We start from the raw sequence: 12,498 nt of genomic DNA, 5'->3' as shown, positions 1-12,498 counted from the left end.
ATAAAAGATTAGACAAAAAATGCTGTCTAGAACGATTGATTCTAGACAACATCTATGATGATTATGCTTATCGATACTGTTGCAAAAATGGATGAAGCTTGTTCACGACATAATGACTACCGCCCCGGCCGTTCACCTTTTCAATCACCGCAGCCAGTACAAAGGAAGACTTAGTATCAAATGTAATCACAAATCCATTCTCTTGACCCTGTTCACCTTTGGCTAATTTTAATTCAGCTGTACCAGTTTTAGCGGCAACTTGATAAGGAAGATCAGCTAGAGCATGAGCCGTTCCGCCTGAATTGCTAACGACTTGTAGCAAAGCGTTTTTGACTGTATCAGCTACTTCTGGCGTAATAATACGTTTATTCGCAGGTGTAGCCCTGTTTAATGCTTGATTTTCAAATAAAATAGGGCTGATTAATGTGCCTTCTGTAATAAAAGGTGTGAATGAAGCCGCTAAATGAATCGGAGACATTAACATTTCACCTTGTCCATAAGCCGTATCAGCTAAAAGAACTTCTGAATCCAATGCCATATGATCTTTATTCGCATACTGACTTGGCTTCAGATATAGAGCATCTAATCCAAACTGAGTATCAAAGCCGAACTTCTGAATGCCTTCGATAAATTTGGCTTTACCCATTTCGACTGCTTCTTGAGCAAAATAAATATTATCTGAATACATTAGTGCATCATTCATATTGACGTGTAGCACATCTTTGACACGAGTGACGTAATAGCCACCCCAACTATTATCTTTGCGCCATTGTAATCCTTGAATCGTATGCACTTTATCCGGTGTAGTGACTTTTTCGGTTAAGCCTGCTGCCGCTGTAATGGCTTTGAATACCGAGCCAGGAGCATAACGATTGGTGAAGCGATTGGTAAAAGGTAAATTTGGATCATTCGAATAGGCATCCCACTCTGCTTGAGATAAGCCAGTTACCATTTGGTTGGGATCGTAAGCAGGAGTGCTCACGAGAGCAAGCAACTTGCCGTTGGTTGGATTCATTAATACAGCTGAACCGGCATCTTGATCACTAGCCATCGTGGTATAAAGTTCTCGTTGTGCAGAGGAGCTGATCGTTAACGTTATATTTTCACCATTGACCTCTTTTTCTTCGGCAATCACCGATTTGCTTTTACCGGCTTCATTTACAATTTCGATACGTCCACCTTTGGTTCCACGCAATTGCTTTTCCATTGATTGCTCAAGCCCTGCTTTGCCGATCCAATCTTGCGCACTGTAATAGCCTTCGGTATCTTTTTCCAAATCTTCAGCTGTCGTCTGACGGACATATCCAATCAGATGAGCCGCCGCAGTGCCCAGAGGGTAAGTACGTACTTCTTTGGTCTGCATAGAGACACCATGTAATTCAGTCGGAATATCCGGTTTTGTAGTCGTACCTATAGGCACAAAATAATCGTCTTTAACCCATGATTGCCCTAATGCTTTTTCAATCGTAGCTTCAGGAACCTTGTAATACTCACTGATTGCTGTCATAGAAGCTGCTTTAGTCGTATCATCTGTACCTAATTTGCCAGGAACGATTCCCCATTCAAAGATTGTGCCTTTGGTGGCTAAAGGATATCCATCTTTGTCGAGGATTTCACCACGTTCGGGATGAAGAATCTGTACTTTCACTTTATCGCCTTTTTCCATTTCAGGTAAAATGAGTGACGGTTGCCACTGGATACGCCATGTTTTGCCATGATCACTATCTTGCTGGATCAGCTTCAGTTGATATTTTGGATCAATATTACCGAGAAATGTATTCATTTGAGCTGAATAATTTAATGTGTATTGATGCTTATCGTCAGGCACAGGAACGGGTGCGTCAGCATTTACTTCAATCGTAGAAACTTTCATACCGTCGAAGATTAATTTATATTTCTGTACAAATTGTTCTTTGGTCATACCGGATTGTTGTAATGATTCTGGTGTCATTAAGTTATAAAGCTCGTCATAATTTTGAGTCTGTAGCGTATTGATATATTTCTGAATTGTTGTATCTGGTTGTTCTTGAAAGCGACTTTGCATATATACATATAGACCAAGCCCGCTTGCAATCAGAAAAGAGAGCAACCCGTAAATGATAATATGTTTGGTTTTCAATCGAGACACCTCATTTATATTGATCTTATTCAGAATAAATCTGATGATCAGTAGGATTTGTTGAAATCACTTTAGTATAATAAGATAAGGCGATACCAGCGCCTGTTTACACTATAAAAGGATGTACGTTAGCAAACAATAGAACAAATCTGATGAAATTATCATTGTTTACGTATAGAAGGAGAGAGATTCCATGCCGGACGTTATCAAAATCGTAATCCACACTGCCGGTCAAGAAGGCGATGGTTCTTTTGTATATATCCAAAGAGGACAAAGCATTCAAATCGGTAGACATATCGGAACAGGACAGATGGATCTACCTATCTACAATCAATTAGTCTCCAAGCAACACTGCACGATCCACCGTGTAGGCGATCAACTATATATTGAAGACCTCGGTAGTAAAAATGGGACAGAGCTGAACGGGCAACGATTAGTTCCATATCAGCGTTATGCGTTAACCGCCCAAGATCAATTAACGTTGGTCAATGGATTAGTAGGGTTGCAAGTAGAACAAGGTAACTTGTTAGAAGAAACACGTGAGTATGTATTAAGCGATCTGGTCGATCATAGTATTCAATTAAATGACTTTTTCCAACGGATCGAAGTAAGTGGCGAAAGTATAACGTTATCGAAAAAAGAATATCAGTTGTTCCGGTTATTGTATGGATGTCTGGATCATTTTGTAACTCGTGAGCAGATTATTGAAGAAGTATGGTCAGAACGCTATAGCGAAAATGTCGATCTAGTAGGAATAGATGAAGTCAATTCGTTGATCTATCGCACAAATAAAAAACTAAATAAACACTTTATGATCAAGTCAGTCTACAAAAAAGGGGTATATATGAAGAGAAGTATACATCAGGAAGTCAATCACAAAGGGGACTACATATGACAGTACTTTTTTCTTTTTTGAAAAAATATCGGGTTGCGGCATTTTTAGCGCTAGGTATGATGCTGGTCGAATTGGCGCTTGAATTGTTACAGCCTTTTTTGATCTCCAAAATTATTGATGATGGTGTAACGCAAAAAGATATTTCGACCGTATTATTATGGGGCGGTATTCTAACAGGTGGAACGATTATTGCTTTTTTTGCAGGGATATTTGGTTCCTTTTATGCTGCTCATGCCAGTCAGGGTCTAGGTTATGATCTACGGGAAGCGGTCTATAACAAAGTGCAATCCTTTTCGTATGCGTTATTTAACCGTTTCTCTTCCTCCTCTTTAATCACACGATTGACCAATGATATTACCCAATTGCAAGATATGGTCTTTATGGGATTACGATTTATGTTACGGATGCCATTGTTAGTTGTCGGTAGTAGTGTGATGGCTCTACTTGTGAATGTGAAGTTAGGATTATTGTTAGTTGTGGGTATTCCGATTCTTTTATTCTTTGTCATTATTATTATGCGTAAGGCTTCAGGATTGTTCCAACAAGTACAGCGTCGCTTAGATACAGTAAATAGTGTGATGCAAGAGAATCTCACAGGAATGCGCTTGATTCGGGTGTTTGTCCGTAAAAATCATGAACGTCAGCGATTTGAAGAACGTAGTAGCAATCTTATGCAAGGTACTGTGTCTGCTTTACGTTTAACTGAAACGACAATGCCTTTTATTTTGTTAATTACGAATGCCAGTATTATTGCAGTGCTCTGGTATGGTCATCTTGATATTATTATTGGTCAAGCTTCCGTAGGTGAAGTGGTAGCGATTATTAACTATGCAATGCGTACGATGGGCGCTTTATCTGCATTTTCGATGATTGTAGCTTCGTTCTCTCGTGCTAAAGCTTCAGCAGAACGGATTCAAGAAGTGATGTTTACAGTGGAAGATGAACGTCCACTAGATAATCAAGATCAATATGTTGCAGGATCGTCTTCTGTAAGCGCATCACAATCATCAGATGTTTATGAAGTAGGTGTGGCTTTCCGTCAGGTGAGTTTCCATTATCCAGGTACAGAAGCTCAAGTGCTCAAAAATATAGATTTTACGGCTCGTGCAGGCGTAACTACAGCAATTATGGGTTCTACCGGTTCAGGAAAGTCTTCACTCGTGCAATTGATTTTGCGATTATACGATAGTGATCAAGGAGAGATCGATGTATTGGATCGACGTATCCAAGAGCTAGATGATCATCAATTACGTGGTCTGATCGGGTATGTACCGCAAGAGATTGTATTATTTACCGGCAGTATTCGTGAAAATATCGCATGGGGCTATGAACATGCCACTCTTGAAGAAATTCAAGAAGCCGCTCGTATTGCACAGATTCATGATACGATTATGAATTTGCCACATGGCTACGATACATTGCTCGGGCAACGGGGTGTTAATCTATCAGGCGGGCAGAAGCAACGGATCTCTATCGCTAGAGCATTAGTACGCCGTCCAGCAATTTTATTGTTGGATGATAGTACCAGTGCGCTAGATGTACGTACAGAATCATTGTTGCTTGATGCACTACGTGAATTGTCATGTACGACCTTATTGATTACACAAAAGATCAGTTCAACGATTCGAGCAGATCAAGTGTTATTGCTAAGTGATGGTCAGTTGATTGCACAGGGCGATCATACTCACTTGCTAGCGACCTCTGAGTTATATCAACAGATCTATGCCTCTCAATTTGGAAAGGAGGAACTAGAGCATGTGGAAAGCGTTAACTGATCCTTTACGGTATCCTAAGCCAGCGGTTATGACCGAAGCGATAGCGAACAAGTCTGCCAAAGTGGAACCTGTTCCTAGTAAAAAAAGGCGTGCCAAAGACTGGAGAGGTACGCTAGCACGAATCTGGGGCTACCTTGCAGAACGCAAACTCAAGTTAATGTTAGTTCTATTTATGGTACTGCTGACATCAGCGCTAACCTTGCTCGGACCTTATCTTATCGGGATAGCGATAGATGATTTTCTCGCTCGTGATGCAGGTCAGATGTGGGTATGGTTTCTTGTTGGATTAGCTGTTGTCTATATTCTGAACTCGGTAACTTCATGGCTTCAAAATATATGGATGATAGAGATTGCACAAGAAACGGTCTACCGGATGCGAGTCGATTTATTTTCTCATTTGCATCAATTGCCTATTCCTTTTTTCGGGAAAAGACAGCAAGGGGAATTAATGAGCCGGGTTACCAATGATATTGAAAATGTCAGTTCTACGTTGAACAGTTCGGCAATCCAAATTTTCTCCAGTGTATTGACCTTGATCGGTACATTGGTCGTCATGTTGTGGCTTAGTCCATTGTTGACGTTAATTACTTTTCTCGTAGTGCCGTTGATGGCTTTAGGAATGCGCTGGATTACCAAGCGTACAGGGCCTTTATATCGAGAACGTCAAAAAAATTTAGGTGATCTGAACGGTTATATTGAAGAGACATTATCTGGTGAAAAGATTATCAAAGCGTTTGCTCAAGAACAACGAGTGATTGGTGAATTTGGAGAGCGGAATGATCGTATTCGTTTATCTGGATTTTGGGCGCAGACGATTTCGGGGTTTATTCCCAAATTGATGAATGGATTGAACAATTTGAGCTTTGGTCTGATAGCAGGAGTAGGCGGTATCTTAGCAATCAAAGGTATGATCACTGTGGGTGTGATCGTGATTTTTGTTGAGTATGCGCGTCAATTTACCCGCCCGTTAAATGATCTTGCCAATCAGTGGAATACATTGCTATCAGCTATTGCCGGGGCAGAGCGTGTTTTTGAAATTTTGGATGAATCGGTAGAAGCAGAAGATGAACAGCATGCTGTCCATGTCGATCATATCGAGGGTGCTGTTGTGTTTGATGATGTATCATTTGCCTATGATACAGGAGATGGTGATAATACATTACAGCATATTTCATTTACCGCAGAGCCAGGTGAAATGATTGCACTAGTAGGACCTACAGGTGCTGGTAAAACAACATTAATTCAATTGATTTCACGCTTTTACGATGCCGATCAAGGAAAGATTACAATTGATGGGCGAGATATTCAGAGTATTAAGCGAGAAAGTCTACGTTCGCATACAGCTTTTGTTTTGCAAGATTCGTTTTTATTTGAAGGAACGGTTATGGATAATATTCGCTATGGAAGACTAGATGCCACAGATGCTGAAGTACAAGATGCCGCAAGATTAGCGAATGCTCATTCCTTTATTGAACGTCTGCCAGAAGGATATAATCATCGTTTGAACCGGGATGGTGGAGGGATTAGTCAGGGACAGCGGCAATTGATTAATATTGCTCGCGCGTTGTTAGCCGATCCTTCAATTCTAGTATTAGACGAAGCGACCAGCAGTATAGATACTGTGACTGAGATTAAGATTCAAGAAGGATTACAGCGCTTGATGGAAGGTAGAACGAGCTTTGTCATTGCTCATCGACTGAATACGATTCGAGCAGCCGACCAGATTCTAGTGTTACGAGACGGTCAGATTTTGGAAAAAGGTTCTCATGATCAGTTGCTAGACACCGGCGGATTTTATAGCGACTTATTTTACAGTCAACTTCATTCTTCCGATGCCCGGCAAGCTTGATCTGAAAGCTACCGTTATCATCCAACTTAGCTAAGCAGTAAAAAAAGTAACGCAAGCAAAGCAGGAGCACCTTGCATTAACCAGATTCTGCGACTAGAAGTTGCACCGCCATATAGAGCTGCGATCAAGACACAGATAATAAAGAATAATTGAATCTGGTAACCAAACTGCGCTGTCGGATGAACCAGTCCCCATATCAATCCTGCGGCAAGAAAGCCATTGTATAATCCTTGATTGGCAGCAAGTGATTTGGAAGACTCGGCTAGTTCAGGGGTAAGATTGAACGTTTTTAGTGTACGTGGCTTGGTCCATAGAAACATTTCCATCACCATGATATACAGATGTTCAACTGCAACCAGTACAACAAAGATTATTGCCAGTAAATGCATACGTATTTCCTCTTTTCTTGAAAATAGTCATTTTTCTTGGAGAAGCAGTGTTAGCGTAACAGAATTGCTTCATATAATGAATAATAACACGAAAAAAGATGCCTTGTTCAAGGGCATCTTTTTCTATGTTACAGCAGCAACATCTATTATTCGTTCTTATTCAATGAAATCGACGGTGGAATGACATTAGGATGAGGCGAAGCAGATGTCGTATCGTGAGCATGACGATCTGGTATAGGATGCTGACGTAAGTACTCGATCTGAGACAAAATATAAGCTTCTGTCTGATCATTCAATTCTTTGACCATTTTCGGGATCATAAATAAATCAATAACGATCCAGATAAATAAAGCTAATCCAAATAGAATCATAAATATCGTGAACACCATAGTACCGGTTTCACTTTCAACAATCGACATAAAAGCGAGTAAAAAATAAAAGATCATCGTAAACAAAAAAAGAACCAGTTGTACAATTCCACTAGGGATACGCTTCAAATAAAATCGGTGTATACCTAAATGACCACCAAGTAGCATCACATACGTTAAACCTAGCGACTTTTCTTTGCCTCGCATTTCAGAATTCAATAGCATCATTTCTTGCGCAGATAATTCGTATCGAGATATAGCCATCTTAATAACTCGGTGGATCAATCGGTTTTTGAATAAGAATCTGATCAATAATATTACTTTCTACATAATCGTTACGATCTTTAACCCATGTGTGAAGCAAGAATGCATCTACAATCCACCATATGCTGGTTACAATCGATCCGACTATTGTCAGCGTCAAGATTAATTGAGCAATAGCCGATCCTGTTTTCCCCATATAGAAGCGGTGTCCTCCAAATATGCCTAGAAAATACCACAAAATATAAGCAACCACCATGTTTTTACCGTACGTTTTGACTTCTGATTCCAGTAACATCAGCTCTCTTGTATCTAGTTGAGCTTTACGTTGCCAGTTGTTATAACTCATGCCCATATGCGTAACCCCTTTACTTTGATATCATCGTTCATTTCCATCAACACTGCCATTTTAACAAGATTATCCTATTTAATCTACTGTATTCTACGTTGTTAGACGAGGAAAGTAACTGATATGTAACACAATCTTTTAAAAAAAGAACCTCTCCATTTTAAAGAAGAGGTTCTTTTTTTTATGATTAATTACGCCATAACCGTGTAATTTTTAACAAAAGAAGGACGTGGGAAGATAGAGGGTTGTTGCGTAGTAATCCCTTCCGATGAATCCCGTTTGCGGTGTGCATGACTATAGGCTTGCGATTCTTGCCATGCTGTGAAATATTCTTCTGATGCCCATAGCGTCATGATGACATATGTATCATCATCAAGTGGACGCATAACCCGAATGCCGACAAAGCCCGGTTCATCTTCTACTTTGCGCGCACGATTGCTAAATCGTTCTTCAAAAGTAGAGCGACCATCCGCAGTCACAGGAATATTGTTCAGTACAGCATAGCTACCACCAATCGTTCCACTGCTATCAAGCACTTCATATCGTGATGAATTTTCCGTATGGAAATCCAGCGGTTCATCAATCTCTAATACATAACGAGTCTCATCATCATGTTGCAACGTAACCGCCTGTGGCAATTCAGCCGCTTCTGGAAAATGTTCTTCAAGCAGGTGCGAGCTAATATAAATATACATCGTGATCCACCTTTCTTTTGAGCGAGATATTTATAATTTAACATGTTTGCAGATGGTATCCTAATTTCTATTTAACTAGGTTCATCCCCGACTAAAGTCCAAACCATAAAACCGTCCTTAGGCGGTTGGAAAGAAGACTCTTATTTTCTATGATATAAGAAAGAGAATAAGAAAGAGGAGATCAATAATGAGAAAATTGTATCGTTCTAATCGGGATAAGTACGTTACTGGTTTAATTGGTGGACTGTCAGAAAGTTGGAATATTGATGCAAGTCTGTTACGGATTTTATTTGTAATTAGTGTATTTGCTACAAGTGGTGCTAGTTTGCTGGTTTATGTACTTGCTTTATTATTTGTACCGAAAGAATCAACGTATTGATGTATATGAATTGCATATGATTAAAAGTCGCATTTTCTTCTACATGTAGAAGAATGCGATTTTTGGTTTTTGTACTTATTATAATATAAATAAGCTTATTCTAACTTTCTCCATGTTCTCTATTGATAAAGTATCTATGTCATCTATGTATTTATCTGCCTGATAATTTAATATAGTACCAGCTCATATGCTATACTATGGAATGGAAATCCCCGGCAGATTCATGCGCTGTCACCATCAAGAGGAGGAAAGTTATGAAATCAAAATATTTGGCGGGTGGATCTTTAGCGATTATGGCGCTTGGATTTATAGCCACTCTGTTTTTTCCGAAAACAACGTTATTGTTGATTATTCAAGGCGGCTTTGAAGCCGGTCTTGTCGGAGGGATCGCGGACTGGTTTGCGGTGACTGCATTATTTCGTCATCCACTTGGTATTCCGATTCCGCATACATCACTTTTGACCCGTAATCGAGATAAAATTATTCGCTCTCTAATCTCAGCGATGGAGAATGAACTGCTCAACAAAGAAAGTATCGAAAATAAATTGCGTCAATTCCGTATTTTCCCGTTTGCACTGTCGATGTTAACCCGTCAATTGGGCAAAAAGAAAATGCGGCGTGAGCTGTTAAATATGATGATTCCACCGATTGAACGTTTGCCTCTTGAGCCTGTAGCTACATTTATTGGTAAAGGGTTAGCGAACTATACACAAAAAGCAGATTTACAGTCTGCGGCAACAACCGTATTAACGAATGCACTTAACGAGCGTTATGATGAGAAAGCATTAGATCATATTTTGAAAGAAGTACGCACATGGGCGGCTCGTCCACAAAGTCGTGATACGATGGGCAAAATTGCGCACGAGCAATTAGCTAACATCAACATGGGTGGATTGAAAGGTTTTGCTTTTCAAGCTTTCGCAGGCATGATGAATGAAGAAAGTCTAGGTAGCATTTTGCAAAATATGATCATTTCCGGTGTTGGCAAATTACAGGAAAAAGATAGTGAATACCGTGAAGCCATTATCCGTGAACTGCGTATCCAGATGTTCCAAGTAGTGGATGAAGAAGATAACTGGCTGAAAATCAAAGACTGGACCGCAGAGTTGATCCAGGGTGAATTTGCGAATGCATTCATGATGGAGCGTCTGGAAGAACTACGTCGTCTATTGATCTCTATGCTAGAACAAGAGCGAGATGGTGGCGGTCGTCATGTATTTGCAATCTATCGCTCGATTATCCGCGATCTAGGTAAAGACCCGCAAAAAGTAGCTGTGTGGGAAGATCGTCTACTACAAGGGATTATTCGTACCGTTGAGAAAAATCATTATCGTATCGGAATTCTGGTTAAAGAAAATCTGGATCGGATGGACGATGCTGCATTGGTCTATATGTTAGAAGAAAAAGTAGGACAAGATTTGCAATGGATTCGTGTAAATGGTGCGGTCTGTGGTTTCTTAGTCGGTATTATTTTATCGCTTGTTCAATTAATCTAATGTCTCATAAGAAAAGGTATCTTCACTGTGATCTACAGCGAAAGATACCTTTTTGGTTATATACATATGCAGATGGTGCTAGATGATATATTTATTGATCTAAAATCGACAATCCTCGGAAAGCTAACGATTCATACGGATGTAATGTTGTTTGTTGACCTGATTTCAATGCTTGTAAAACTTCTTCGGAGTGTTCTCCATGTGTACCTATCATCAGTTCAGATTGCTGAATACGCTCTACCAGTTGCTCGGGCAATTGAAGATCTGTAGAAGATTTGGAGAAGTTCAGGATGATCAACCAGTGTTCGTCATTCCATTCACGAGTGTATGCAAAAATATACGGATCATCTGAAAGTTCGCAAGCATATTTACCATAGATCAGAGCCGAACTTTCTTTGCGAATGCCGATCATTTTACGATAGAAATGAAAAACAGAGTCTTTGTCTTCCAATTGCTGAGCTACATTGATCTCTGCTTTGTTGGAATGAGCAGGTATCCAAGGCGTTGCTGTAGAGAATCCAGCATGTTCGCTGTCATCCCATTGCATCGGGGTACGAGCATTGTCCCTAGCTTTAGCACGAATGCGCTCCATAATAACTTCAGGATCTTCTCCTTTTTCTTCCACCATTTGTTTGTAATATCCCTGAGCTTGTTGTTCTTTGACATCTTCGATCGTTTTCATATGTTCAGCATTGGTCATTCCGATCTCATCCCCTTGATAAATATAAGGGGTACCACGTAGTGTGAGTAAGAACATTGCTAGCATTTTGGCAGAGTCTGTACGATACTCCCCTTCATGCCCTAGATAGGAAACAAGACGCGGGTGGTCATGGTTGCTGAGATAGATTCCCATCCAACCTTGTCCGTAAATATCTTCTTCCCATTTAGCGATGATTTCTTTGAGATCATGAAGCGACCAGTCTTTACTTTGCCACATATCATTATCTGCATCACAGACTTTGGATGCTTCAATCATCAAGACCATGCTCATTTCTTCACGATCTGGATTGGTGTATTTTTTAACATCATCGATAGAGACGCTTGCTGCTTCGCCTGCGGTAAACATTTTATAATGAGAAAAAACATCGGTATATAATTCATGTAAATATTCGTGAATCCGTGGACCATTTTTATAAAATCCTTCAGCATTGGCTTGAAGTTTGTCAGATGGGGGTGCATCCGGGAAGCTGGTATCTTTGGAGATCATATTAACAGCATCAATCCGGTACCCATCAATGCCTAGATCCAGCCAGAAGCGCATCATTTCTTTCATATCATGACGGACTTTAGGATTCTCCCAATTGAGATCAGGTTGCTTTTCACTATAAGAATGCAAATAGTATTCATTAGAAGCTTCATCTAATTTCCACATAGAATCTCCCAAGTAAGAGATCCAATTGTTAGGTGCTGATCCATCTTCTTTGGGTGCTTGCCAGATATAGTAATCACGATAAGGATTGTCTGGAGAAGAGATCGCTTGTTGGAACCATTCATGTTGATCTGATGTATGATTCACCACTAGATCCATAATCAACTTCATTCCACGACGATGCACATCGTCCAGTAACTCTTTCCAATCATCCATCGTTCCATATTCGGGTTGAATATCACGGTGTTCTTTAATATCGTATCCATAATCAACATTAGGAGAAACATATACAGGAGTCAGCCACAAAATATCGACTCCCAATTGTTGTAAGTAGTCTAATTTCGAACGAATTCCGGGAATATCGCCGATGCCATCATTATTGCTATCTTTAAAACTACGAGGATAAATTTCGTAAACAACACTTTCTTTCCAGAATTCTGGCTTCATAATCGTCTTCATTTGTCAGTCTCCTGTTCTGATGTAACATATCTAGTTACTTACTAAGTATTACCCCTTCATACATGACAACAATCGCAGGACGTTCAAAAGAAATA

At 39.9% G+C, this 12,498-nt stretch carries 11 protein-coding genes; 5 read left to right on the top strand and 6 right to left on the bottom strand.

Annotated elements, in window-relative coordinates:
• Positions 1-67: 67 nt before the first annotated feature.
• Entirely contained in the window at positions 68-2,119 is a 2,052-nt protein-coding gene (pbp4, locus tag RCP16_RS17635) for a penicillin-binding protein PBP4(5) (RefSeq protein WP_308640946.1), read from the bottom strand.
• 193 nt (positions 2,120-2,312) lie between these two features.
• On the opposite strand from pbp4, the gene RCP16_RS17630 reads away from it, so the two are divergent.
• From RCP16_RS17630 to RCP16_RS17620, 3 genes are read left to right on the top strand one after another with little or no spacing between them, the layout of a single operon-like run.
• Positions 2,313-3,014 carry an FHA domain-containing protein gene (locus tag RCP16_RS17630; RefSeq protein WP_069329690.1) on the top strand — a complete coding sequence of 234 codons (702 nt, stop codon included), beginning with the start codon at positions 2,313-2,315 and terminating at the stop codon, positions 3,012-3,014.
• Positions 3,011-4,789, top strand: coding sequence for an ABC transporter ATP-binding protein (locus RCP16_RS17625; RefSeq protein ID WP_308640945.1), 1,779 nt, complete (start codon positions 3,011-3,013; stop codon positions 4,787-4,789). The genes RCP16_RS17630 and RCP16_RS17625 overlap by 4 nt, the downstream gene beginning before the upstream one ends.
• A gap of 28 nt (positions 4,790-4,817) precedes the next feature.
• Positions 4,818-6,638: an ABC transporter ATP-binding protein gene (locus tag RCP16_RS17620; RefSeq protein WP_371748237.1), complete on the top strand. Its 1,821-nt coding sequence runs from the start codon at positions 4,818-4,820 to the stop codon at positions 6,636-6,638.
• A 26-nt stretch (positions 6,639-6,664) separates the two neighbouring features.
• Here RCP16_RS17620 and RCP16_RS17615 read toward each other — a convergent pair whose 3' ends face one another.
• The 4 genes from RCP16_RS17615 to RCP16_RS17600 form a co-directional block, all read right to left on the bottom strand.
• Positions 6,665-7,027 carry a DUF1304 domain-containing protein gene (locus RCP16_RS17615; protein WP_069329687.1) on the bottom strand — a complete coding sequence of 121 codons (363 nt, stop codon included), beginning with the start codon at positions 7,025-7,027 and terminating at the stop codon, positions 6,665-6,667.
• Positions 7,028-7,173: 146 nt separating this feature from the next.
• Positions 7,174-7,659, bottom strand: a complete 486-nt coding sequence (locus RCP16_RS17610) for an NINE protein (protein WP_273592962.1) — start codon at positions 7,657-7,659, stop codon at positions 7,174-7,176.
• Between the two features lies 1 nt (position 7,660).
• The gene (locus tag RCP16_RS17605; RefSeq protein WP_069329767.1) at positions 7,661-8,005 is read right to left on the bottom strand and encodes a TM2 domain-containing protein; all 345 of its coding nucleotides are present in this window, start codon (positions 8,003-8,005) and stop codon (positions 7,661-7,663) included.
• A gap of 191 nt (positions 8,006-8,196) precedes the next feature.
• Positions 8,197-8,700 carry an antibiotic biosynthesis monooxygenase family protein gene (locus RCP16_RS17600; protein ID WP_308640943.1) on the bottom strand — a complete coding sequence of 168 codons (504 nt, stop codon included), beginning with the start codon at positions 8,698-8,700 and terminating at the stop codon, positions 8,197-8,199.
• 187 nt (positions 8,701-8,887) lie between these two features.
• Between RCP16_RS17600 and RCP16_RS17595 the strand changes: the two genes are divergently transcribed.
• Together RCP16_RS17595 and RCP16_RS17590 are read left to right on the top strand one after the other, a co-directional pair.
• Positions 8,888-9,079 (top strand): PspC domain-containing protein, encoded by a 192-nt coding sequence (locus RCP16_RS17595; protein WP_069329672.1) that lies wholly within the window; start codon positions 8,888-8,890, stop codon positions 9,077-9,079.
• Between the two features lie 254 nt (positions 9,080-9,333).
• Complete coding sequence (locus RCP16_RS17590; protein ID WP_137224554.1) at positions 9,334-10,575, top strand: DUF445 domain-containing protein; 1,242 nt, start codon at positions 9,334-9,336, stop codon at positions 10,573-10,575.
• Between the two features lie 91 nt (positions 10,576-10,666).
• Here the strand turns inward: RCP16_RS17590 and RCP16_RS17585 are convergent, their stop codons facing one another.
• Positions 10,667-12,403, bottom strand: a complete 1,737-nt coding sequence (locus RCP16_RS17585; protein WP_308640942.1) for a glycoside hydrolase family 13 protein — start codon at positions 12,401-12,403, stop codon at positions 10,667-10,669.
• Between the last annotated feature and the right edge of the window lie 95 nt (positions 12,404-12,498).

It is taken from the genome of Paenibacillus nuruki (assembly GCF_963311185.1).
Classification (GTDB): Bacteria; Bacillota; Bacilli; order Paenibacillales; family Paenibacillaceae; genus Saccharibacillus; species Saccharibacillus nuruki.
Note: the sequence above shows the minus strand (reverse complement) of the source record. Positions and strands in the feature narration are given on the sequence as shown.

Excerpts from the sequence above, each read along its gene's own strand:
- RCP16_RS17630 (WP_069329690.1), top strand. The coding sequence starts at position 2,313 with ATGCCGGACGTTATCAAAATCGTAATCCACACTGCCGGTCAAGAAGGC.
- RCP16_RS17625 (WP_308640945.1), top strand. The coding sequence starts at position 3,011 with ATGACAGTACTTTTTTCTTTTTTGAAAAAATATCGGGTTGCGGCATTT.
- RCP16_RS17620 (WP_371748237.1), top strand. The coding sequence starts at position 4,818 with ATGACCGAAGCGATAGCGAACAAGTCTGCCAAAGTGGAACCTGTTCCT.
- RCP16_RS17615 (WP_069329687.1), bottom strand. The coding sequence starts at position 7,027 with ATGCATTTACTGGCAATAATCTTTGTTGTACTGGTTGCAGTTGAACAT.
- RCP16_RS17610 (WP_273592962.1), bottom strand. The coding sequence starts at position 7,659 with ATGGCTATATCTCGATACGAATTATCTGCGCAAGAAATGATGCTATTG.
- RCP16_RS17605 (WP_069329767.1), bottom strand. The coding sequence starts at position 8,005 with ATGAGTTATAACAACTGGCAACGTAAAGCTCAACTAGATACAAGAGAG.
- RCP16_RS17600 (WP_308640943.1), bottom strand. The coding sequence starts at position 8,700 with ATGTATATTTATATTAGCTCGCACCTGCTTGAAGAACATTTTCCAGAA.
- RCP16_RS17595 (WP_069329672.1), top strand. The coding sequence starts at position 8,888 with ATGAGAAAATTGTATCGTTCTAATCGGGATAAGTACGTTACTGGTTTA.
- RCP16_RS17590 (WP_137224554.1), top strand. The coding sequence starts at position 9,334 with ATGAAATCAAAATATTTGGCGGGTGGATCTTTAGCGATTATGGCGCTT.
- RCP16_RS17585 (WP_308640942.1), bottom strand. The coding sequence starts at position 12,403 with ATGAAGACGATTATGAAGCCAGAATTCTGGAAAGAAAGTGTTGTTTAC.